General features: G+C 45.3%; 19 protein-coding genes. 10 read left to right on the top strand and 9 right to left on the bottom strand.

From position 1 onward, the window contains the following. Window positions 1–13 precede the first annotated feature (13 nt). Window positions 14–1,057 (bottom strand): UDP-3-O-(3-hydroxymyristoyl)glucosamine N-acyltransferase, encoded by a 1,044-nt coding sequence (lpxD, locus tag ACFGVR_RS04485; protein ID WP_448701428.1) that lies wholly within the window; start codon window positions 1,055–1,057, stop codon window positions 14–16. A gap of 65 nt (window positions 1,058–1,122) precedes the next feature. Further along, window positions 1,123–2,346: an HD domain-containing protein gene (locus ACFGVR_RS04480; RefSeq protein WP_448701427.1), complete on the bottom strand. Its 1,224-nt coding sequence runs from the start codon at window positions 2,344–2,346 to the stop codon at window positions 1,123–1,125. 136 nt (window positions 2,347–2,482) lie between these two features. Between ACFGVR_RS04480 and porX the strand changes: the two genes are divergently transcribed. Continuing rightward, on the top strand, window positions 2,483–4,036 hold the full coding sequence (gene porX, locus ACFGVR_RS04475) for a T9SS response regulator signal transducer PorX (protein ID WP_448701426.1): 1,554 nt from the start codon (window positions 2,483–2,485) through the stop codon (window positions 4,034–4,036). A 77-nt stretch (window positions 4,037–4,113) separates the two neighbouring features. Here porX and ACFGVR_RS04470 read toward each other — a convergent pair whose 3' ends face one another. From ACFGVR_RS04470 to ACFGVR_RS04455, 4 genes are read right to left on the bottom strand one after another with little or no spacing between them, the layout of a single operon-like run. Further along, a complete protein-coding gene (locus ACFGVR_RS04470) occupies window positions 4,114–5,025 on the bottom strand; it encodes a hypothetical protein (RefSeq protein WP_448701425.1) in 912 nt (303 codons plus the stop codon). Between the two features lie 40 nt (window positions 5,026–5,065). Beyond that, the gene (locus ACFGVR_RS04465) at window positions 5,066–5,992 is read right to left on the bottom strand and encodes a TIGR01777 family oxidoreductase (protein WP_448701424.1); all 927 of its coding nucleotides are present in this window, start codon (window positions 5,990–5,992) and stop codon (window positions 5,066–5,068) included. A 2-nt stretch (window positions 5,993–5,994) separates the two neighbouring features. Continuing rightward, a complete protein-coding gene (locus ACFGVR_RS04460) occupies window positions 5,995–6,816 on the bottom strand; it encodes a DUF393 domain-containing protein (RefSeq protein ID WP_448701423.1) in 822 nt (273 codons plus the stop codon). Between the two features lie 55 nt (window positions 6,817–6,871). Continuing rightward, the gene (locus tag ACFGVR_RS04455) at window positions 6,872–7,378 is read right to left on the bottom strand and encodes a GbsR/MarR family transcriptional regulator (protein ID WP_448701422.1); all 507 of its coding nucleotides are present in this window, start codon (window positions 7,376–7,378) and stop codon (window positions 6,872–6,874) included. Between the two features lie 94 nt (window positions 7,379–7,472). On the opposite strand from ACFGVR_RS04455, the gene mobA reads away from it, so the two are divergent. The 9 genes from mobA to ACFGVR_RS04410 all read left to right on the top strand — a co-directional run bounded on the left by mobA (window position 7,473) and on the right by ACFGVR_RS04410 (window position 17,334). Beyond that, window positions 7,473–8,048, top strand: a complete 576-nt coding sequence (mobA, locus tag ACFGVR_RS04450) for a molybdenum cofactor guanylyltransferase (protein ID WP_448701421.1) — start codon at window positions 7,473–7,475, stop codon at window positions 8,046–8,048. Window positions 8,049–8,091: 43 nt separating this feature from the next. After that, window positions 8,092–8,940 carry a formate dehydrogenase accessory sulfurtransferase FdhD gene (fdhD, locus tag ACFGVR_RS04445; protein WP_448701420.1) on the top strand — a complete coding sequence of 283 codons (849 nt, stop codon included), beginning with the start codon at window positions 8,092–8,094 and terminating at the stop codon, window positions 8,938–8,940. 3 nt (window positions 8,941–8,943) lie between these two features. Further along, the gene (locus tag ACFGVR_RS04440; protein WP_448701419.1) at window positions 8,944–9,312 is read left to right on the top strand and encodes a DUF7009 family protein; all 369 of its coding nucleotides are present in this window, start codon (window positions 8,944–8,946) and stop codon (window positions 9,310–9,312) included. Beyond that, on the top strand, window positions 9,296–11,614 hold the full coding sequence (locus tag ACFGVR_RS04435) for an FdhF/YdeP family oxidoreductase (RefSeq protein ID WP_448701418.1): 2,319 nt from the start codon (window positions 9,296–9,298) through the stop codon (window positions 11,612–11,614). The genes ACFGVR_RS04440 and ACFGVR_RS04435 overlap by 17 nt, the downstream gene beginning before the upstream one ends. Before the next feature lie 380 nt (window positions 11,615–11,994). Then, window positions 11,995–12,375, top strand: coding sequence for a type II toxin-antitoxin system VapC family toxin (locus ACFGVR_RS04430; RefSeq protein ID WP_448701417.1), 381 nt, complete (start codon window positions 11,995–11,997; stop codon window positions 12,373–12,375). Continuing rightward, window positions 12,356–12,790, top strand: a complete 435-nt coding sequence (gene tsaE / locus ACFGVR_RS04425) for a tRNA (adenosine(37)-N6)-threonylcarbamoyltransferase complex ATPase subunit type 1 TsaE (protein ID WP_448701416.1) — start codon at window positions 12,356–12,358, stop codon at window positions 12,788–12,790. Before ACFGVR_RS04430 ends, tsaE begins: the two co-directional genes overlap by 20 nt. Before the next feature lie 47 nt (window positions 12,791–12,837). After that, window positions 12,838–14,067: an alanine dehydrogenase gene (locus ACFGVR_RS04420; RefSeq protein WP_448701414.1), complete on the top strand. Its 1,230-nt coding sequence runs from the start codon at window positions 12,838–12,840 to the stop codon at window positions 14,065–14,067. Further along, a complete protein-coding gene (locus ACFGVR_RS04415; protein WP_448701413.1) occupies window positions 14,067–14,747 on the top strand; it encodes a M15 family metallopeptidase in 681 nt (226 codons plus the stop codon). Before ACFGVR_RS04420 ends, ACFGVR_RS04415 begins: the two co-directional genes overlap by 1 nt. Before the next feature lie 88 nt (window positions 14,748–14,835). Continuing rightward, a complete protein-coding gene (locus ACFGVR_RS04410) occupies window positions 14,836–17,334 on the top strand; it encodes a M14 family zinc carboxypeptidase (RefSeq protein WP_448701412.1) in 2,499 nt (832 codons plus the stop codon). A 173-nt stretch (window positions 17,335–17,507) separates the two neighbouring features. On the opposite strand, the gene ACFGVR_RS04405 is transcribed toward ACFGVR_RS04410, so the two are convergent. The 3 genes from ACFGVR_RS04405 to ACFGVR_RS04395 all read right to left on the bottom strand — a co-directional run bounded on the left by ACFGVR_RS04405 (window position 17,508) and on the right by ACFGVR_RS04395 (window position 23,407). Beyond that, window positions 17,508–18,083, bottom strand: coding sequence for a transposase (locus ACFGVR_RS04405; protein ID WP_448701411.1), 576 nt, complete (start codon window positions 18,081–18,083; stop codon window positions 17,508–17,510). Between the two features lie 601 nt (window positions 18,084–18,684). Then, complete coding sequence (locus tag ACFGVR_RS04400) at window positions 18,685–20,187, bottom strand: DUF1254 domain-containing protein (protein WP_448701410.1); 1,503 nt, start codon at window positions 20,185–20,187, stop codon at window positions 18,685–18,687. A 745-nt stretch (window positions 20,188–20,932) separates the two neighbouring features. Continuing rightward, window positions 20,933–23,407, bottom strand: coding sequence for an outer membrane beta-barrel protein (locus ACFGVR_RS04395; protein ID WP_448701409.1), 2,475 nt, complete (start codon window positions 23,405–23,407; stop codon window positions 20,933–20,935). Window positions 23,408–23,443 lie beyond the last annotated feature (36 nt).

Genomic DNA, 23,443 nt, shown 5'->3' with positions numbered 1-23,443 from the left:
ACAAGTATTTTAATTAGTGAGCCTCTTTGCGCAGTTCGGCAATGATGCGTTCCAATTCGTTTATTTTTTTCTCTAATTCGGGTAAGCGTGCCAATACTACCTGGCTTCGCATATGGTCCTGGTAATAAGTAGCCGGTGCGCCTGCCCATTTGCGGTTCTCTTCGTCAATGTTGCGGCTTATGCCCGATTTTGCCTGCACCTGTGTGCCTTTAGCTAAACTAATATGACCCACAATGCCCACCTGGCCGCCAATAATGGAGTTTTCGCCCACTTTTGAGCTGCCTGATATGCCGGTTTGCGCGGCAACTACGGTGTTACTGCCTATCTCAACATTGTGAGCTATCTGGATCAGGTTATCCAGTTTTACACCTTTGCGGATAATGGTTGAGCCTAAAGTAGCCCTGTCGATAGTGGTATTGGCGCCAACTTCAACGTTATCTTCTAATATCACGTTGCCTATCTGGCTAACTTTATTGTAAGTGCCATCCGGGTTAGGCGCAAAGCCAAAACCATCGCCACCAATAACCGCGCCCGAGTGGATCATTACGTTGTTACCGATATGGCAATCAAAGTAAATTTTTACACCGGCATAAAAGGTAGCGTTATCGCCGATCTTTACATCATCAGCAATATAAGTGTTCGGAAATATCCTGCAATTATCGCCAATAACCACATTGGGGCCTATGTAAGCAAATGCACCTATGTAGGCATTTTTGCCAATTTTAGCCGAAGGGTGTATATAGCTTGGCTGCTCAATGCCCGACTTATTTAATTTTATGGTATTATATTTTTCGAGTAATACGGTAAACGCGCTATACGCATTATCAACCCGAACGAGGGTTGATTTAACCGAATCTGTTAACACAAGATCCTTGTTTACAATAACTACCGACGCGTTTGTGGTATATAAATACTGCTCGTATTTTGGGTTTGCCAGGAAGGATAATGAGCCGTTTTCGGCTTCTTCTATCTTTGCAAGCTGATTTACCACCACATTGGGGTTCCCCTCAACGTCGCCCTCAAGCAGCAAACTAATTTCTTGTGCGGTAAATTGCATCGGACAAATTTAAACGTTAAAATTAAAGCAGCAAATTATAATAAATCCGGGCTTATTACAATTAATCATAAACCTTTTATATTACACAAAATATATTTTTTTACAGTTTTGGCTAATACCTCCAAATTTGAGTTATCGCTGGCTGTTGTGATATCCTGCACGGTTCCATCCTTCATCAATATGCGTATACTGCCATCGCCAACCCGGTACGCCTTATTGGTTATGGCATCGGTAAAAACAAAATACGATGCTTCGTCTTCGTTAATATCATATTTTTCCATAACCTGTTCAACCAGCTCATTAACCCTTTCGGCTGTGGGCGGCGTATTGGTAATTTCAACATGATACAAATTGCGCTTGCTTAGACTTTGGCACAGGGCCGACAATATAAAATCATCGTGCTTCGTCCACACTTTAATGGCCGACATAATATCGGTATCATCAAGACTGGCAAAGATATCTAAATGATCGTTACTATTAATAAACGATTTTATGCTGATGTTATTGGTTAAAAAGTGATTTAACGCAGGCGTGGCAAATAATTCTTCGCCCAAAAGCGACAGCTCGCGCGCGCGTTCCAGTATCTTGGCCAGCAAAAGCTCGGCAGCCATTACGGTTTTATGCAGGTAAACCTGCCAGTACATCAGCCGGCGGGCCACCAAAAACTTTTCTATCGAATAAATACCTTTTTCTTCAACCACGATATAGTCATCAACCACATCGAGCATTTTAATGATCCGGTCGAAACTGATCACGCCTTCACTTACTCCGGTAAAAAAGCTATCACGCATCAGGTAATCCATGCGGTCCATATCCAGCTGGCTCGATACCAGTTGGTGAAGGAATTTTTTGGGATAGCTGTCATTAAAAATATCGATAGCCATGCTCAGCCGGCCATTAAACTCATCGTTCAGCCGGTCCATCAGCAGCTCAGAAATGTCTTCGTGCGATATGCCCTCAACGATGGTTTGCTCCAAAGCGTGCGAGAACGGCCCGTGGCCGATATCGTGCAGTAAAATGGCTATGGTTACGGCTTCCTGCTCTTCGTCGCTGATAAAGGTACCTTTGCTGCAAAGCGTTTCGATGGCCATGGCCATCAGGTTCATGGCGCCTAAGGCGTGATGAAAGCGGGTATGTAGTGCGCCGGGATAAACCAGGTGTGTCATCCCCAACTGTTTGATATAACGCAGGCGCTGAAAATACGGGTGTTGTATCAGGTCAAATATCAGTCCCGAAGGGATACTGATAAACCCGTAAACCGGGTCGTTAATGATCTTCTTTTTATTCAATGTTTAATTTGAGCTACAAAAATGTTAAATTACCGTAAACTATCTATATTTTATTTTAGTTAATTTATGTTAATACGGATAATTGTCGGTAACAAAAGCTAAGTTTATCGGTTAATACCTTATAACACAATTTACGATGCAAGATACTACTATATTATGGGCCGATGATGAAATTGATCTGCTTAAACCACATATTCTTTTTTTAACCGACAAAGGTTATAAGGTAGAAACCGTAACTAACGGTAATGATGCTGTTGAACTATTTAAAAACAAGTATTTCGACCTGGTTTTTTTGGATGAGAACATGCCCGGCCTTACCGGACTGGAAACCCTGTCGGAAATAAAAAACATTAATGCCGATGTGCCCATTGTGCTCATTACCAAAAATGAGGAAGAGTACCTGATGGAAGATGCCATAGGTTCGAAGATCGACGATTACCTGATCAAGCCGGTTAATCCCAAACAGATTTTACTCACCATTAAAAAGTTTACCGAAAACAAACGCCTGGTGACCGAAAAAACCACCATGGCCTACCAGCAGGATTTTAGGACACTGGGCATGACCCTGAACGAAAACCTGAGCTACCAGGAATGGGTTGATGTTTATAAAAAGCTGATATACTGGGAGCTGGAACTCGAAAAACTACAGGACAATGGTATGCACCAGATATTGACCCTGCAAAAAGCCGAGGCTAATGTGCAGTTCTCTAAATTTATCGAAAAAAACTACCTCGACTGGTTAAAGAACCCGGATAAGGCGCCTACCACATCAACGCAGTTGTTTAAAAAGAAGGTGTTTCCGCAGTTGGAGAGTAATGTACCTGTTTTTTTTATATTGATCGATAATTTACGGTACGATCAGTACCGCATTATTCACCCGATAATTTCTGAGTATTTCCGCTTGGAGGAAGAGGATACCTATTACTCCATTTTACCCACTGCAACGCAATACGCCCGTAATGCCATATTTAGCGGACTGATGCCATTGGATATGGAAAAACGTTACCCGGATATGTGGCAGAACGACGAAGACGAAGGCGGAAAAAACCTGCACGAATCGGAGTTTTTAACCGACCATATTAAACGGGTTTTACGTAAGGATTGTAGACACTCGTACACCAAAATACTCAATATTGATGAGGGCAGGGCGTTGAACGAGTCGGTAAGTAACCTGATGAAGAACGACCTGAACATTGTGGTTTACAACTTTGTGGATATGCTGAGCCATGCCCGTACCGATATGCAGATGATACGCGAACTGGCCAGCGATGATGCGGCCTACCGCTCATTAACGTTATCGTGGTTTGAGCACTCGCCACTGTTTGACCTGCTTAAATTTTTATCGCAGAAGAAGGTTAAGGTCATTATCACTACAGATCATGGTACCATCCGCGTTAAAAATGCCAGCAAAATTATTGGCGACCGTAATACCAATACCAACTTGCGCTATAAACAAGGCAAAAACCTTAACTATAATGCCAAAGAGGTATTTTATATCCGCAATCCGCACGATGCCATGCTGCCAAGGCTGCACCTGAGCTCGAGTTTTGTATTTGCCAAGGTTGATAACTATTTTGTTTACCCTAACAATTACAACCACTTTGTTAATTTTTATAATGAGACTTTCCAGCATGGGGGGATCTCGTTAGAAGAGATGATCATCCCGATAGCGACGTATACGAGTAAGTAGTTATTGGGTTATTAAGTTATTGGTTAGGAAAGAGGATAGATTTGACAACTTTTTAAAAGTTGTCAAATCTTTTTTTGTTACTTCTTTTCGCTCAATTCTTTAATATGCTGCATCACCCGGATATGTACGTTACGTACTATCGATTGTGCCCACAGATCGTAATACCAGGCCGGGAAAACGTGCAGCCTGTACCAGCTGGTGCCGGTTACTGTGGTGGTACCATTGCCATTATCCTTTAATAAAAACTGGCCTTTTAACAAATCGAGGTGATTCATCATTTCCGGATCACGTGGTTGGCTAATGATATCAAAAGTAAGGTCTTTGCCCGGTTCAAATGTTGATATCCGTTCGCCGATGGTATAACCGGTACTAAAAATACACTTGCGCCCGGCACCGTTATGATAGCCGGTTACGGTAGCGGCTGTTGGATTGGGTAAGCCAGCTTTGAACAGCCAAAATTGCGGCTCTTGTTTTATCGGCTCAAAGGCCACTACATTTTTCCAAACTTTGGCAGGCGGGGCATTAATGACTATCGTATCGGCAACTACATTTTCATATTCGTGTTTAGATAACGTATCGGCAATGAAGATTATCATTAATAGCAACACTATGCTTACATTGAGCTGATTATTGTCTTTTTTAAATGTTGTGTGCCCAATACCATAGCCAAGCATGGTAAATAAGCAAAGCAATGGTGATACGATGAGCAGGCAAACAGCTCCCTCTTTTAAAACAAAAAAAGCCAGCACGGAGGCGATAATACAGTTTAAAAAATTGTAGCCCCATGTTCTACGGGTGCTCATTTCGGCATCGCGCCAAAACCAGGCACTCATAAAGCCCATCAATATTGGTAAGATGATGGCTTCCGAGAAATAAAAGCCATCAGCCTCGCCGACATGTGTATCGAGCGCCATAGTTGCGGCAATAAGCGCTATCGCAGTTGCGGGAGGCAACATAAAACCCAGTGTTATTTTATCAGAATCGGACATTTTTCGCAGTTTTTATTGTGATGAAGATTAAATATAGATTTTATTTAGCGATACTCAACAAGTCTTTAATCGCATATTCCGCTTCGGCGAAAAGGAACTGATAACCGGCATCCAGCAGGCGTTTGGGAACCACCCAACGGCTTTTGAGCGCCAGTTCGGTTTCGCTGCCCACAATGGCCATGCCTATGGTTAATAGCCAGGCTGGTGTTGGTAAGCCAAACGGGATGCCCCAGGCTTTGCGTAAAGCGGCCATAAATTGGGCATTTTGCATAGGCACAGGCGCGGTGCAGTTGATGTTGCCGTCCAGTTCGGCGTGTTGCAGTAAAAATTCGGTGCATCGGGCTGCATCCTGCTCGTGTACCCAGTTGAGGTATTGTTTGCCATCGCCCAGTTTGCCGCCCAAACCAAATTTAACCAGGTTAAGCAGCCGTGGGAAGGCGCTATCGGCCATGCCCAGAACGATGCCCATGCGCAGCGCAATTTTGCGGGTTCGGGGCGTATTTGATCCATAAAAGGCTGCTTCCCATTGCTTGCACACGTCGATAGAAAAGCCATAGCCGATATCGCCGGTAGCTTCATCCTGCGGACGATCTTCGGCATGGCGATATATGGTGGCTGATGACAGGTTGATCCACAATTGTGGCGGGTTAACCAGTTTTTCAACTACCCGCCCTAACAATTTTGTAGGCAGTACACGTGAGTTAACTATCTCGGCGCGGTTGGCTTTGGTGTACCGGCAGTTTACGTTTTTGCCGCACAGGTTAATGAGCATTTCGGCGCCTTCCAGTTGGGTTACCCAATCTCCTTCGGTTTTGCCATCCCACACCAGGGTTTTGATGTTGCCATTTTGTGCCTTGGGGCTGCGACTTAAAATAATGATCTCATCGGCTAAGTTACGGTAGTACGCTGCCAGTATGCCGCCCAGGTAACCGTTGCCGCCGGCAAGTATGATCTTTTTGTATTTCATGATCAGTTAGCTAAAAATATCAATAATAAAACCAGCATACGGTAAGTAGCCCAGCTGATGGTGAGCGTCCAGCCGATGCCTAATAATTTGCTGCGGCGGATATGTTCTAAAAACATCAATCCGGCTACAGCCAAAAAGTATAGCACATAAAACAGGGGTGCTATATTGAACCAGTGCGCCACCAGCAAACCGGGCAGCAGCAATAGTGCACCGCCGAAAGAAATGGTCATCATATTGCCGAGATAGGCCCATCGTTTTTCGTTAGCCACCAGGCTGATGATCGCACCCTGGAAAAAGATCTGCCCGCCGCATATCAGATATTCGCGGTAAGCGGTGCCTTGTGGCAGCAAGCCGTACATTAAATGTACATACCGGGTGAGCACAAAAGCGGTAAGCAGCCAGGTAAACAGCAGGTAAGCAATGCGGTAGTCCAGTTTAAAAGTAGGCTGCAGCTGGTAGGCATTGGTAGCCTTTACCGGGATAATTACCCGGCGGTTGTAAGAAAAGAAAGCGTACACCTTACTCATCAGCCATACAAAAGGGGCGAAGGTAAACAAGGGTTTTAAGACAGGCACGGCTGCGCCGAATAGTTTAAACAGGCTCTCTATACCATATACTACTTCGCCGGTGGTTTGGTTAACTAAGGCTATTTCGTTAACGGCGCGCTGCCTGTCAACCATAGGGCATGCTGCGGGCTGTATTTGCTGATAAGCCTCGCGGCCTTGTGCTTCAAGCAAGCCGGTATTCACCAATGCTTTGGTATACACGCTGCACATGGGGCATTCGGCATCGTAAAGGATCAGGTAGCTATTTAGTGTGTTCATTTTATTAAGATTGAATTTTCAGTAATAATTGAAATATATATTCATAAAAAAAGATCTATTTAAAGATCTTGATAACCGATCCCCAAAACCAATTCTCCTCAGCTTTGAGCATGGTTTCTAAAGTTTTATCAACGTTTTTGGCCAGTTTGTTAATATCCGTTACCGATTTATTAAAAGTACTGTAAGCCGGGTCCTTTGCGTCGCCCTGTACTTTACTTAATTCATCCAATATTTTGATCACCGGGTCGAGCTCGCGTTTGCGGCGCTCTTTAGCCACCTGGCGGGCAATGTTCCAGGTATCCTTATCGGCAAAAAAGTATTCTTTGCGCTCGCCGGTTTTGAGTTGCTTTTCAACCAGTCCCCAGCCCATCAGGTCGCGCAGGGTCATGTTGGCGTTGCCGCGCGATATGCTGAGCTGCTCCATGATCTCTTCGGTAGTCAATGCTTCGGGTGTGATGAGCAGCAGGGCATGCACCTGTGCCATAGTACGGTTAATACCCCATTCGGAACCTAATTTGCCCCACGCCTCAATAAACTTTTGCTTTGCTTCAACTAATTCCATACACAAATATACAAACATTATTTAACTTTCAAAATTTATTGAAAGTTTATTTTTAAATCGATTTTCTGTTTTTATCTGTAGGTTAGTGGGAGAAATGGCAGCAGTAACTCAACTATTGAGTGTAGTAATGTGCGGAGGCAAAAGCACGCGCATGGGTACCGATAAGGGTTTGATACCTGTTGGCGATACTACCTGGGCCGGTGTGATGGTTAATAAATTGCTGGCGCTCCATATCCCGGTTAAGGTATCCATCAATCCTGCGCAAGCCGGAAACTACGGCCTGATATTTGATAACGATAAATTAATTACCGATGCTTTGGCGATTGCCGGTCCGCTAAACGGTATTTTAAGTGTGCACCTGCAATATCCTGATCGGGACCTGCTGCTGTTGGCCTGCGATATGATCAATATGGAAGCCATAACGTTGCAGCAATTAATGGGGAGCTATACTGATAAACCCGGATATGATTTTTACGCTTACCGGAATGAGGCTTTCGCCGAACCTTTTTGTGCGGTTTATACTTCGGCGGGGTTGCGTGATCTGAGGGAGAAGTATAACGTAAAGCAGCTATCGGGCATGAGTCTGCAAAAAGTATTGCAGCAAGGCAATACGTTATACCTGCCGGTTACACAGCCTGAAAGTTTTAAAAACTTTAACACGCCGGCATAATAAGGTTTAAACAAACATGCTTATCAAATTGTATATTTGATATATGCCTATAACCGCTGCAACCCAGTTACCAGTTATTAAAGTAAATGCCAACGGAAACGTTGAAGCACTGGATAAACTTGCGGCCGAAGAACCCCTGGAGATCCGGCTGGAATACGGCGACCTGTTCAATCGCGAAAAGCGCAATGTATCGGTAACCATGCGGACACCGGGTAACGATGCCGAACTGGCTTTGGGTTTTTTATTTACCGAGGGCATTATTCAAAGCGGTGACGATGTTGAATCTGTTGAGCATTGCTTTATTGCCTGCGATGAAAACCGGCAGAATGTGATACAGGTTACGCTGAAAGAAAACGTACGGCCCAACCTGCAAAATACCGAACGCAATTTTTACACCACATCAAGCTGTGGGGTATGCGGTAAATCGTCCATCGGTGCCATCCGTACTGTAAACCGGTTTGCTTTAGGTTTGCCCGATGATAACACGACCACAGTTGAAATATTGAACAGGCTACCCGCCATATTGAGCCAACACCAGGAGGTATTTGACGAAACCGGGGGTTTGCATGCTTCGGCGCTGTTTACCGGCGATGGAAAAATGCTGCTTGTGCGCGAGGATGTGGGCAGGCATAACGCACTGGATAAACTGATAGGAGAGGCTCTTCGTCAGGGCCGGCTGCCGTTACACCAAAACATTTTACTGTTAAGCGGCCGCGCCAGTTTTGAACTGGTACAAAAGGCGGCTATGGCGGGCATTAACATCATGGCGGCTATAGGCGCGCCATCAACTTTGGCGGTACAACTGGCCGACGAGTTTAATATTACGCTCGTGGGTTTTTTACGCAACAACCGTTTTAATATTTATACATCGGCACACCGCATTATTTTATAAGTTATGAAAATACGCATCAGGGGCAATACCGTACGTTACAGGCTAACCCGACCCGAAGTGGAACAGTTTAAAGTTGAAGGCGTGATTACCGAGCAAACCGACTTTGGCAATAAAATCCTTACCTATATTTTGCGGGCAAGCAATACCGAAGTATTAAAGGCAACTTTTGATAATGATATGATTACGATGCTGATGCCCGAAAACATGGCCAGCGAGTGGACGGATACCGAACGTGTGGGTTTTGAAAATGAAGACGGCAAGCTGATGCTGTACGTTGAAAAGGATTTTAAATGCCTGGATAATGTAGCCGAAGACCAGAGCGATAACTACCCCAACCCTTTAGCCTTACACAGCCATGAGCACGAAGACTAAACAGCCAAACGCCGAAAATCCCGAAGTGCTTACCGGCCTGGAAGTTACTGAGCCAAAGGAGTGGGCGGCGGGGATGCGGGCAGTTGGCGCAGCGTTTAAAGATGTACTGGAAGAAGAAGCTAACCCTTTGCGGGGATTAAAGGCCTTGCTCAAAATGAACCAGCCCGGCGGCTTTGACTGCTCAAGCTGTGCCTGGCCCGACCCGGATGACGACCGCTCGCCTTTTGCCGAATATTGCGAGAACGGCGCCAAGGCACTGGCCTGGGAAGCGACCAATAAAAAACTGGATGCTGAATTTTTTGCAAAAAACTCCGTTGCCGATCTGGCTGCATTAAACGATTATGAGATGGGCAAAAAGGGGCGCATTGCCCAGCCTGTCTATCTGCCGAAAGGCGGCACCCATTACCTGCCCATTAGCTGGGATGGCGCGTTTAAAAAGATTGCTGAACACCTCAATGAATTAAAGTCGCCGGATGAGGCGGCATTTTATACCTCGGGGCGCACAAGTAACGAAGCATCGTTTGTGTACCAGTTATTTGTGCGGGAGTTTGGTACCAATAACCTGCCCGACTGCTCGAACATGTGCCACGAATCGACAGGTGTTGGTTTGGCCGAATCGATAGGGATAGGCAAGGGCACAGTTACGCTCGACGATTTTTACCATACTGATGTGATCCTGGTGATCGGGCAAAACCCTGGCACCAACCACCCGCGTATGCTAACCGCTTTAGAAAAAGCCAAAAAGAACGGCAGCAAGATCATTGCTATTAACCCGTTGCACGAGGCCGGATTGATCGCTTTTAAAAACCCGCAAACGGTAAAAGGTGCGCTGGGCTTTAGCACCACCCTTGCCGATTTATACCTGCAGGTAAAAATAAACGGCGATATGGCGCTGCTGAAAGCTATCGAACTGCTGCTTTTGGAAGCCGAAAAGGAAGCCCCCGGAAAGGTATTTGATCACGATTTTATTAAAAAGAATACGGCAGGCTACGATGAATTTATTGATAGTTTGAAAAAATATAACCTTGATGAACTGGCTAAGCTGGCAGGTGTACCGCTTTCGCAGATCAAGGAAGCGGCTGAGATGCTAAAACATACCGGCAAGATCATTATCTGCTGGGCCATGGGGGTTACCCAGCATGTTAACGGTGTTGATACGGTTAAAGAGATAGCCAATTTAGTTTTGTTAAAAGGTGCAATAGGCAAACCCGGCGCGGGCCTTTGCCCGGTGCGCGGGCACAGTAACGTGCAGGGCAACCGCACCATGCTGATATTTGACAAGCCCAAAAAAGAGCAGTTGGATAAGCTTAAAGAAGTGTTTGGTTTTGAGCCACCGCGCCAAAACGGTTTTGACGTGGTGGAGTCGATCAAAGCGATGCATGAGGGGAAGCTCAGGGTGTTTTTTGCGATGGGTGGCAATTTTTTATCGGCTACACCGGATACCCGTTATACCGCCGACGGCCTGAGAAAAATGAAACTGACGGTACAGATCTCAACCAAATTGAACCGCAGCCACCTGGTGCATGGCGAAGAAGCTATAATACTACCAACCTATGCCCGCAGCGACCGCGACATGATAAACGGTGTTAACCAGGTAGTAAGCTGCGAAAACTCGATGGGGGTGGTGCAGCAATCCAAAGGGATATTGGAGCCGGTATCAGATCAGCTGAAAAGCGAAACCGTTATTATTTGCGAACTGGCCAGGGCAACACTGGGCCAAAGATCGGTAGTGGATTGGGATAAGTACGCGGGGAACTATGATACCATTCGCGATGATATTGAAAAAGTGGTGCCCGGGTTTGAGGATTATAATCAACGCGTACGGCAAAAAGCAGGTTTTTATTTACCTAATGCACCGCGCGAGGGCAAATTTCCGACACCGAAGTTTAAAGACAAGGCGGTGTTTAACATTGCCGGCTTACCCGATCACACGATGATGGCGGATGATGAATACGGCATGACCACCATCCGCAGCCATGACCAGTTTAATACCACCATTTATGGTTTAGACGACCGATACCGCGGCATCCATAACGAGCGGCGGGTAATATTTATGAATGCAGCCGATATAATGAGGGAAGGATTAAAAGCAGGTGACCAGGTTGACCTGTTTAGTTATTATAAAGGACAGGAAAGAGTAGCCCGGCTATTTATTGTGGTTCCGTATAATATCCCCGAAAGGAATACCGCTACCTACTATCCCGAAGCCAATGTACTGGTACCGATAGACAGCGTTGCCGAAAAGAGCAATACACCCACCAGCAAACTGGTTTACATTAAAATAAAAAGGCACGTTAAATAAGCGTGTTGTTGCTTTAATAAATGCTCAATTTTGCTTATATTAGTGAGAATGGGCTATGGAAAAATGTGGTTCGGTAAATTATGAATTTGATAATCGGTGTAAAGAAATTGGTCAAAAACGAATGAAAAATACCGATAAATACCGATGTGTTTTGTCAAAGAGTTGCGATAATTGCAATGGGTGAGATGGGTATATAAATTTATGCTTAAATTTGAATATGGTAGTAGTTATAAAAAGAGGTGACTCTCCCGAAAAAATCAAAAAAGAGTTAAACAAGATCTACGAAAAACAGAGAGAAGAGCGTAAAAAACTATTCGAAAGTTTTGTAGGGGTAATTACGTTGGACGAAGACCCGGTAGTTATGCAAAGACGTTGGCGCGATGAATGGTGATTGGATATTTTTAGATAGCAATATCCTGTTATATTTATTGGCCGGCGATTCAGATCTCCTTAAATTCTTTTCTGACTTTAGTCCAAAGATCTCTTTTATCGTTGAACTCGAGATTCTCTCTGCACCCGATCTTGATGATAAAACGTTATTTCAAATAAAACGGCTTTTAAGCAATCTTGGAATAATGAGGTATCCTGATGAGATGAAAGACATTATCATTAATATTCGTAAACAAAAGAAGCTTAAATTACCTGATTCAATTATAGCTGCCACCGCTATTTATTATAAATCACCCTTAATTACTGCCGATAAGGCATTCAAAAACATTTCAGGTTTAGAATTGATCTATTATGAACCAAAAGTTAACTGATAAACATTTTCAGTATCAGCTTGAAAATATCCAAACAATTGCAGATAAAATTATTGAAGCAGCAGGCAACCAAAAAATATTTTTGTTTCACGGTGAAATGGGGGCGGGTAAAACCACGCTTATCAAAGCTATCTGTGCAGCGTTGGGTACCGGCGAGAACACCAGCAGCCCCACGTTCTCCATCGTGAACGAATACCTCATCCCGAAAGGTAAAATTTACCACTTTGATTTTTACCGGTTGAAAAACCAAACCGAAGCCCTGGATATGGGTTATGAAGAATACTTTTACTCGGGCGAGTATTGCTTTATTGAATGGCCCGAAAAAATAGCAGATCTGTTACCGGAGCATTATCTGGATATCAATATCGAAATATTAGCCGATAATAAAAGAGAGATTCACATTTCAAATATTTAATATCAGCATCTTTTTACGTACCTTCATCAACCGGAAACAGAAACAATATGAGCTCAGGGATTTTAAGCGGATTTTCCGACGTCGCGAAGCAAGCCATGATGCAGACGCAGGAGTCGATGCTGGAAGTTAAGAATAAAAAGAATAAGCTTTACATCGGTATCCCGCGCGAAATATCCTTCCAGGAAAACCGCATTGCGTTAACGCCGCTCTCGGTTGCGCTGCTCATCAATAACGGCCACGAGGTTGTTTTAGAAACCAATGCCGGCAAAGCCGCCAACTTTTACGATAATCACTACAGCGAGCAGGGTGCAAGAATAGTGTATGATAACAAATCGGTTTACGAGCAGGCCGATATCATTATCAAAATAGCACCGCCAACACTGGAGGAGATCGCGCTGATGAAGCCACATCAAACCCTGATATCAGCCTTGCAGCACTCTACCTTAAAACCCGAATACATTAACGCACTTATCCATAAAAAGATAACCGCGCTATGTTTTGAAGATATTTTAGACGAAGGCGGTTCACTGAGCGTGGTACGCGCCATGAGCGAAATTGTGGGCGCAACTTCGATACTGATAGCCGGCGAATACCTGAGCAATGTGTTTGAGGGCAAGGGCCTGATGCTGGGCGGCATAACCGGCGTGCCACCAACTGAGATTGTAATATTAGGTGCAGGTACCGTTGGCGAATACGCCGCACGTACAGCCATATCATTAGGTGCGCAGGTTAAGGTTTTCGATCCGTCGATCTATAAACTGCGCCGTTTGCAGAACAACATTGGCAGCCGGGTATTTACATCGGTAGTGCAGCCCATTGTGTTAGAAAAAGCTATTACTACCTGCGATGTAGCCATTGGCGCCATGCGTGCCGAATCGGGCCGCAGCCCATGTATTGTAAGTGAGGCCACGGTGAGTAAAATGAAACCCAACTCGGTGATCATTGACGTAAGTATTGACCAGGGCGGCTGTTTTGAAACATCCGAAATTACTAACCATACCCACCCGGTTTTCCGTAAACACGATGTGATACACTATTGTGTACCCAACATTGCATCGCGCGTTGCGCGTACCGCAACTTATGCACTTACCAATATTTTTACGCCTATTTTGTTGGATATCGGCGAGCACGGTGGTTTGAAAAACGTGATCTGGCAAAAATCGGGCGTGCGCAACTCGGTATATATTTACCAGGGGCATTTAACCAACAAGCATATTGGCGACAGGTTTAACATCCCATGTAAGGATCTCGACCTGCTTATCGTGTCGCACCGTTAATGAAAGCGAAATTCAGCCACGTATTTCTTGTTCTGATGCTTGCGGTTGTTGGTGCCGTTGCGCAGGATTACCGCGACTCGCTGCATGTCATCAGCGTAAGCGCCTACAAAAATCAGATCAAAGTATTGCCCGAAAAGCAATTGGTAGAGATCAGCAAATACGTGCCGGGCATACAGCTCGATATCCGTTATGCTACGCCGAATAACTTTATGCACCAACGCATGTATACCCAGGCACGCGCCTTTACCCGCCTGCCGGTTGCCAAAGCGCTCAGGGCTGTTGAAGCCGAACTGGCTTTACAAGGTTTAGGTTTGAAGATCTACGACGCCTATCGCCCATATTCGGTAACAGTGCAGTTTTACCAAAAAGCCAGCGACAAAAACTTTGTGGCCAACCCCAAAAAGGGTTCCAAACATAACCGTGGCTGCGCTATCGACTTGAGCCTGATCAACCTGAAAACCGGGAAAGAGCTGGATATGCCTACACCGTTTGATAGCTTTAGCCCTATAGCTGCTGCCGATTATCCAAACCTGCCGCCGCAGATTTTACAAAACCGCCTGATATTGAAAACCGCTATGGAGCACCACGGCTTTAGGGTGCTGAGTAACGAGTGGTGGCACTTTGACTTTATTGGCTGGCAAAACTACGAGTTGCTTGATGTGCCTTTCGGAGATCTGTAATACAATGGTTTAACACGTTTTTTCGTTATAGCCACAGGCAAAGTGCTAAAGAATTTAATTAGCTTAGCTAATCTATATTATATTTTACATGAAAAGATACCTGACCTTAATCCTTTCTGTTTGTTTTCTGCTTGGTGCCAAAGCGCAAACCATCCAATCGCCGGCGCAATTTCTGGGCTACAAATTGGGTGATCAGTTTACGCCGCATTACCGTATTGTCGATTACTTCAAATACATTGCGCAAAACAGCAAAAATGTAAAATTGCAGCAGTACGGCAGCACCAACGAAGGCAGGCCCCTGATGGTAGCTTTCATCGCTAACGATGACAATATCAATAAGCTGGAGGATATCCGCAAAAATAACCTGCGCCTTGCGGGATTGGAAAGCGGTACCGGCAACACTACGGGTCCGGCTGTGGTTTGGTTAAGCTATAATGTACATGGCAACGAGCCCAGCAGCAGCGAGGCGGCCATGTTAACGCTGTTTGCCCTGGCCGACCCGGCAAACACACAAACTAAAGAATGGTTAAAAAACACCGTTGTAGTTATCGATCCCTGCATCAATCCCGACGGGCGCGACCGCTATGTAAACTTTTACAACCCCATCCGCAGTTTGGCGGGCGATGCTAACCCATTATCGCGCGAGCACATGGAACCATGGCCCGGCGGACGGGTTAACCACTATTATTTTGATTTAAACCGCGACTGGGCATGGCAAACCCAAAAAGAATCGCAGGCCAGGGTGGCTTTGTTTAACCAATGGCTGCCGCAGGTGCATGTTGATTATCACGAACAGGGTATCAACGCGCCTTATTACTTTGCCCCGGCTGCCGAGCCTTTTCATAAAGTGATCAGCAAGTGGCAACGCGAGTTTCAAACAACCATCGGTAAAAACAATGCCAAATACTTTGATAAAAACGCCTGGATGTATTTTACCAAAGAGGAGTTTGATTTGCTTTACCCCTCATACGGCGATACTTACCCGCTGTACAACGGCTCCATCGGGATGACGTACGAACAGGCCGGTATTAGCGCCGGACTTGCCGTGATTACGCACGATGGTGATACCCTAACCCTTGCCGACCGTATCCTGCATCACTATACCACCGGCATGAGCACCGTGGAGGTCGCATCGGCAAACGCCCCGAAACTGATGGGCGAGTTTAAAAAATTCTTTGATAGCAGCATCAGTGATCCACCGGGCGAGTACAAAGGCTATGTGATTAAAAATGATAACACGGATAATATCAAGGCGCTGGCTAAGCTGCTTGATCGTAACGGCATACAATATGGGTTTGGCGGCCCTAAGGGCCTTTCGGGATACAACTACTTTAACGGCAAAACCGAAACGTTTAATGTAGACCTTAACGATATGGTGATAGACGCGCACCAGCCTAAAGCCGTGCTGTTGAATGTGCTGTTTGAGCCTAAAACCTTTGTGGCCGACTCTAACACCTACGATATTACCGCCTGGGCCTTGCCTTATGCTTACGGCTTAAAAACCTACGGGTTAAAGCAAAGCATTAAACCGCAAAATGCTAAAATGTCTGTCGACAGGGATGCGGACTCCCCGGTCAATCCGTATGCTTATGTGTGCGAATGGAAATCGATGCAGAATGTGCAATTTTTGGCCGCATTGTTAAAGCAAAATATCAAGGTGCGTTACTCCGAAAAACCTTTTGAGGAAGCGGGCAAGCAGTTTGCTGCAGGCAGCCTGATTATAACCCGGGCGGGAAATAATCAACCCAATTTAGATGCGCTGGTTACCCAAACTGCACACCAATTTGGCTGCCACTTGAGCAGGTTAGCTTCGGGTTTTGTAGATAAGGGGAATGATCTGGGTTCGTCGTCCATCCGTTATATTAACAAGCCCAACATTATGCTTGTTGCCGGCGATGGCGTATCATCAAGCTCGATGGGCGAAGTGTGGCAGTTGTTTGAACAGCAAATTGGTTACCCGGTTACCGTTGTACGTTTGCAGGATCTGAACCGGATCAGGCTGAGCGATTTTGATGTGCTTATCTTTCCCGATGGTGGTTATGATGCCGCTCCGTTTGATAAGCTGCAGAACTGGATACGCGAGGGTGGTAAACTGATCGCGATAAACGATGCCACATCAAGCCTTGTTGACAAAAAAGGTTTCCTGATCAAGAATAAAGAAGAAAAGAAAGCCGACAAAGACGATAAGAAAACTACAGCCGACGAGGTGAGGACTTATGATAACCGCGATCGCGAATCGCTCAAAAGCAGTATACCAGGGGCTATCTATAAAGTAAACATTGATAACACCCATCCGCTGGGTTTTGGTTTGCCCGATTTTTACTACACCTTAAAACTGGATGATAAACTGTTTGAATTTTTAGGTAACGATGATGGCTGGAACGTAGGCACTATTAATAAAGATGCTTATGTAGCCGGTTTTGTAGGGCAAAAAACCAAAGTTAAACTAAACAAAGGCCTGTTATTCGGCGTACAGCCAGCGGGCCGCGGCAGCATTGTTTACATGGCCGATGACCCGCTTTTCCGCAGTTTTTGGGAGAATGGGAAGTTGTTGTTTAGCAATGCGGTGTTTATGGTTGGGAGATAGGGGCATTGGGGGGCAGTTCCTGGTCGCATATTACGACTACCTAAAACAAATTGCAATATAAATATGGTGAAGAAGAAAGCAGAAATATTGCAGGGCGCGAAGCGTACTTATTTACCGTTTGTGTGCCCGCAGGGTCTCTCGACAGAGGACCCTGCGGATTACGTCCCATAATACTACCTATCCCATTTGCTATAATAATTCGTTATATCCACATCAGGATGTATAACACCATCGATATAGAATGACGCACTGCTATGCGGATAATTGGTATATTCAGCGCACAAACTCCATTTACCGCTTACCGGATTGTTATGAATGTAATCCAGTTTCTGCTCCCAAAACGCAGTGCTATAAACCGGTTTAGCGTCAAACGAAGGCTCAAATATTTTGTGCAATTGCCCTTTAGCTTTTTCCTTTTCCGAACAGGCATTTGTTAAAGTGATTAATAATTGCTCGTTCCCCGTTTCCTGTAGTTTTTTAACTAACCCATACGCTATAAAGCGTTTGGCGTTTGCCATTAGCTTGTTTAGATTGATCTTATCATCCGGAATATAAAGCAACAAATGCACATGGTTAGGCATAATTACAAAAGCGAATGTTTCTATATTATGCTTTTCGCGAATAAATACCAACCAATTATAAATCAGATCATACGACTTTGTAATTTCAAACAACGGCAGCCATTTGTAACAAGTAAAAGTGATGAACCAGATTTGTTCGGTTAATTGGTGTTGAGTTCTGATAGCCACGCTTAAAAGTAGCGATTATCTTTTAAACATTGTGTTTCGGATAGGTATGCAGGCGCAGGGTCCTCTATCGAGAGACCCTGCGGGGACGAAAAAACATTGTGCTTCGGATAGGTATGCAGGCGCAGGGTTCTCTATCGAGAGACCCTGCGGGGACGAAAAAGTAGCGATTATCTTTTAAATATTGTGCTTCGGATAGGTATGCAGGCGCAGGGTCCTCTATCGAGAGACCCTGCGGGGACTAAAACAAGTAAAAGTGATGAACCAGATTTGTTCGGTTAGTTGGTGTTGAGTTCTGATAGCCACGCTTAAAAGTAGCGATTATCTTTTAAACATTGTGCTTCGGATAGGTATGCAGGCGCAGGGTCCTCTATCGAGAGACCCTGCGGGGACGAAAAGTAGCGATTATCTTTTAAACATTGTGCTTCGGATAGGTATGCAGGCGCAGGGTCCTCTATCGAGAGACCCTGCGGGGACGAAAAGTAGCGATTATCTTTTAAACATCGTGCTTCGGATAAGTATGCAGGCGCAGGGTCCTCTATCGAGAGACCCTGCGGGACGGAAAAAATACTATACAAATATGGCCCTGTGATCCATCAATTCACTATTGTTTTATTTTGACCACTGCGGGCGGTGTCCACGAACCGTTTATCACCTCCTCTTTTGGCCAGTAGGCACGTATGTATAAAGTGAAGCTTCCCTTGGGCGATGGCAGCCAGTTGGCAAATCTATCCGCCGAAGGCTGTGTAGCCTGTACATAAATGGTCAACGAACCATCAGCATTATATTTCAGGTTCTTGTTTTTTGTGCCCAATGAGTACCTGTTCAAATTGTTGATCTCGAAAAAATGATGTTCGTTGTACATGGTGAGCGACCAGAAACCATTAACGGGTGGCGTTTGGCCCTTGCCGAACGTAACGGTATACTGGCCGGCGCCGGTAAGTCTGCCGCCATCCTGGTCAAGGTCCTGATAAAAGTATTTGGTCTCATCGGGTACGTTCACCAAAATATTTGATTTTGCTGCTGCCGTACGGGTAAAGTAATCCGTTCCCCAGGCCGACCCGTTATTGATCGTGCTCCAATGATAAGGTAATTGCTTGCCAAAATTGCGGAACTGGAACAAAGGGGTCACAACCTGCTGCTCCACTTCGGCGGCAGCCTGTATCATGGCGGCTTTTAATTTCGGATCTTTTTTGGCAGCAGCTATTACGGCAAGCACCTGGGCATACCGGGCCTCTTCGCCAGGCTGCGGCGGGGCATCGGCCAATACAGTGGGCAGTTCGTCAAAGAATTTGTCGGGAATTACCCATTTGACCTCCTCGCTGCCTCCTGTGCCGCCGGGTAGTTTTGGAACCGCGCTCCAGTCTTTTGTTTTCATTTTACCGTCAAAATCAGCTAAGGGGTACATTAGCACCGACCGCAATACCGGCTGAACTGCTTTGCGATCCTCGGGCGTATCATCCATAAATACACGGGGGCCAACTATGCCCGTGTTGGTGGAAGAGCGGAATACTTTGATAATACCCGCGGGTACATCGCCTTTCCATTTTGGCCCGGCAAGCAGGTAAAAGCCAGGTTTGGTATGGTGCATTTTACCAAGCGGTGCAAACCCATCGGTACGCAGATCTACGATCTGGTACACCCAAAAACGATCGCCAAAATCGGGCACCTGTATCACAACCGGCGATATATCGAGCGCCAGCGCGCCGATACCATAAACCACGTCCTGATTGGGGCAGGCAACCGCGCGCTCGGTTGGTGTCACGTAATCGGTAAGCATGCCAAAGCGGTTGAGGGGCGCTTGTATAAGCGGCCCGGCCATGGCAAAGTCTTTCACACCGGCAAAAGCCAGCCTGCGGTTGTACATATTAACCAAAGGCCATGCCCAGAAGTAAGCGTCGCGGGCTACGAGCTTTGCGTATTCTTCGGTGATCTTTATGCTCGTATCCGGCCCGGGCACTGCTGCCTTGCCGGCTTTGGTGAGTGCTTCAACAGCTACAGCGGCGGTGGTTGCCGATGTATCTGCTGCTGTTGTGTTTTCGGTCTTTTTTTCGCTGCAGGCTGCCAGTAACAGCAGGGCGGCAATGGCGAATAGGGTTTTTTTCATGGGGTTCATTTTTTAACGTTCCGTTTTGTTGGCGACAACGCTAACAAAGGCATGGCGTTTGGTGGTGTCAAAAATAGCAAGGATTAAGCTGTTGCATTTCAATTGGTTATCTGCAAAACGTTGCAGTTTTTAATGTGAAACGAATGAAGTGAGATAGACGAGTGGCGCGCGGAGATTACTCATGAGAGGGTTTCTTTTTTTACTGAAAATAATTTGCAAAAGAGGAGGCATTTTAGTATATTTAATAGGTTTATTGCTGTAGATCGGATCAAAGAATAAAGAGCAGAGACAAACAACTTCTTTGAAAAATTTCTTACAATTTCCCCCCTGTTTATGAGCAGGAAGCTTGACGCGCGAGGCCGAAAGCAATTAGTTTTTATCAGGCATAAATAGCTTTTGATTTGCACATCGGTATACCGATGTAATACCTATGTGTTTGATGGGTGTTGAAAATGCGAATGTCGCCCTGGGGCGTCAAAGCGGAGTATTCGATAAAAAACGCATAAAATTACCGAAGAATACCTATGTGTTACCACGATGGCGTAGAGACACACCCCAGCTTTCGCGCAAGTCAATCTACCCCTCTCAAGAGGGGAATTGAAAGTTGGTGAAAACACCGAAGAATACCTGTGTGTTTAGATCGCTTAAAGCAAAAAGCAACCCCAATTATTTGAGATTGCTTTAGGTATGTAATGGCGCTTTGAGAGCATTTGCACATCTGCACATCAACTTATTTGTACATTGTTTAATTCCCGGTATTCACCCGGCCCTTTTCACTTTCGGCGCCGGTTTGATGCTGGCGGGCCTTAAATTTGGCGTTGCCAAAGTTATACGTAAAGGTTAAGCGGGCTACCCGGGTTTCGTTCTTTTGGTGAAAGGCAAAATCGAGGCTTTGATACAGGCTGGTTGCGGCGTTTTTGCGGGTGTTAAATACATCGCTTACCGAAAACTTGACACTGGCCTTTTTCTCGAACAGCGATTGGCTTATGCCCATATCTGTCCAGTATTGTGCCTTCAACTTTAAAACCGCATAGGTTTGTGGCGATTGGTAGGCGCTTGCAATCTCGGCTCTTAAAGTTTTGTTGAGCTGTAGGCTTTGTGTTGTTCTAAACTGCGCTGCGGGTGCACCGGCGTCCAGATCGGCGCCAAGCAATGCCTTGCTTTTTATCAATAAATAATTGGCGTTTAAATTGGCATTACCGCTCCACCACTTGGTAAAGGTGTAGGGTACATTAATATTGATGTTATAAACGTCCTGCGTGTTTAAGTTGAGCGTAGTTTGGTAGGTCGATTTCCGGGCGTTATCAGGCAGGATAATTTGTGTGATCACGTCGTCGGTATGGCTATAGTTTAAACTTACGTTGATGGTGTGTTTATAGGTATAATCAACCTCGAACGAGTTGGTGTATTGCGGGTTTAAAAAAGGGTTTCCTTTTGAGTAGGTGTACTGGTCCAAATTATATTGAAAAGGGTTAAGGTTATCGTACTGCGGCCTGTCGATACGGCGGCTGTACGAAAAGCCAATATCGTGGTTAGCCGACAAGCTGTGGTTAATAAATACACTCGGGAAGAGATCGGTATACTCCCTGTCCACAATTTGCTTGGTGGTAAGCGAGTTACCTATCGAATGCGTATCCTCTAACCTTAAACCTATTTGCACCTGTGTTTTTTTATACGTCTTGCTCAGGTTCACATAGGCTGCGCTAACGGTTTCTTTATATATAAAATGGTTGGTACGCGTGGTGTCGTTCACAAAATCGCCGCTGCTATTTTGTACCTGGGCCTGCAGGTTATTATCGGTTTTAACATAGCTCGATTTTAGCCCGGCCTCAAATTTCATGGTCTTATGAAAAGGCAGGGTGTAGTCGATTTTTTCGGTATTGATCTGAATGTTTGATGGCGATTGGTTCCGCTGGATCAACGGCGGATGCTGCTGGCTTTCGTTGGCAAACAGGTAATAGTTGTTATACAGGGCGTTATTGGTATTGGTAAAGTTAGTGTAATCAATATCAAAGTTGATCTCCTGCCCCAGGCTGTCGATGCGGAATTTATCGTTCAGGTCAAACTCATAGTTATGATAAGTTTGACTGATTGTTGATGTAGTATTTTGCAGCGAGTCAACAAGTCCCGGTTTCGAACCGATAACGGTATTGTTAACGTTTCTGTCGGTTTCGCCATTATAATAACCGCTGAATAAAAGCCCCAGGCTATTCTTTTTGCCCATATCATAATCAACACCAACGCGATAAGTGTTGTTATACCTTGTTGACGGCATAAAGGTATGCTGTGTAAAATAGGTTTGTTTGCCCGATGTATCAATGAGCCGGTCGATATAAATATCGTTGTAGTTCTGCCTGCCACCGATATTGTATGAACCATAAAAATTGAGGTCGCCCTCTTTGTGGTTGATAGAAACCGTGGCGCTGCCTTTAGGATAGGCACCGTATCCACCTGTAGCCGTTACCGTGCCGTTAGTACCAACGGAGTTGTTCTTTTTTAGCACGATATTGATGATACCCGAAGTACCCGCAGCGTCGTACTTTGCCGACGGGTTGGTAATAACCTCGATCGACTTGATCGTACTGCCATCGGTAGAGTGTAACAGGGTAGCCAATTGCGCCGATGACAAGTGCGTCAATTTATCGTTTATCATTACGGTAACGCCTTGTTTGCCTTTAACACTAATGTTATCGTCTTTATCAACGGTAACGCCCGGAACCCGTTCTAATATCTCCATTGCATCGTTTCCGGCAGCCAACACGCTGTTTTCAACGTTCATTACCATACGGTCAAGTTTACGCTCTATCAAAGGTTTGGTTGATGTGATCTCTACCCCCTTTAACACTTTCGATGTACTGGTTAGTTTGATTACCGGTACCTGTATTTCGGCTGCATTGGCGCCAACCACAACCGGCTTGCTGTACGCCCTGGCATATCCCACTACGGTTGAGCGGATAATATAACTGCCGGTGTTAACGTGGTCAAAACTATAGTTGCCGTTATCGTTGGTAAGGGCGCCCTTTACCAGCGATGAGTCTTTAACTTTTAGCAATGCCACAGATGCAAATGGCGAACCTTTGCCGTTTTCGTCTGTAACCACACCCAAAACTTTAGCAGTTGGTTTAACCGTTGGCTTTTGCGTTTGGGCTAATGCTGCTGTACCTACCAGGCAGGCGGTTGCTACAAGCAGTATGAGTATTTTAATGTAAAGTGATTTCATTGTGATAAAATTTGGTCAATAGAATTCCCGTTAAAA

Source organism: Mucilaginibacter aureus, assembly GCF_053514885.1.
This window is presented reverse-complemented; position numbering and strand designations above follow the sequence as displayed.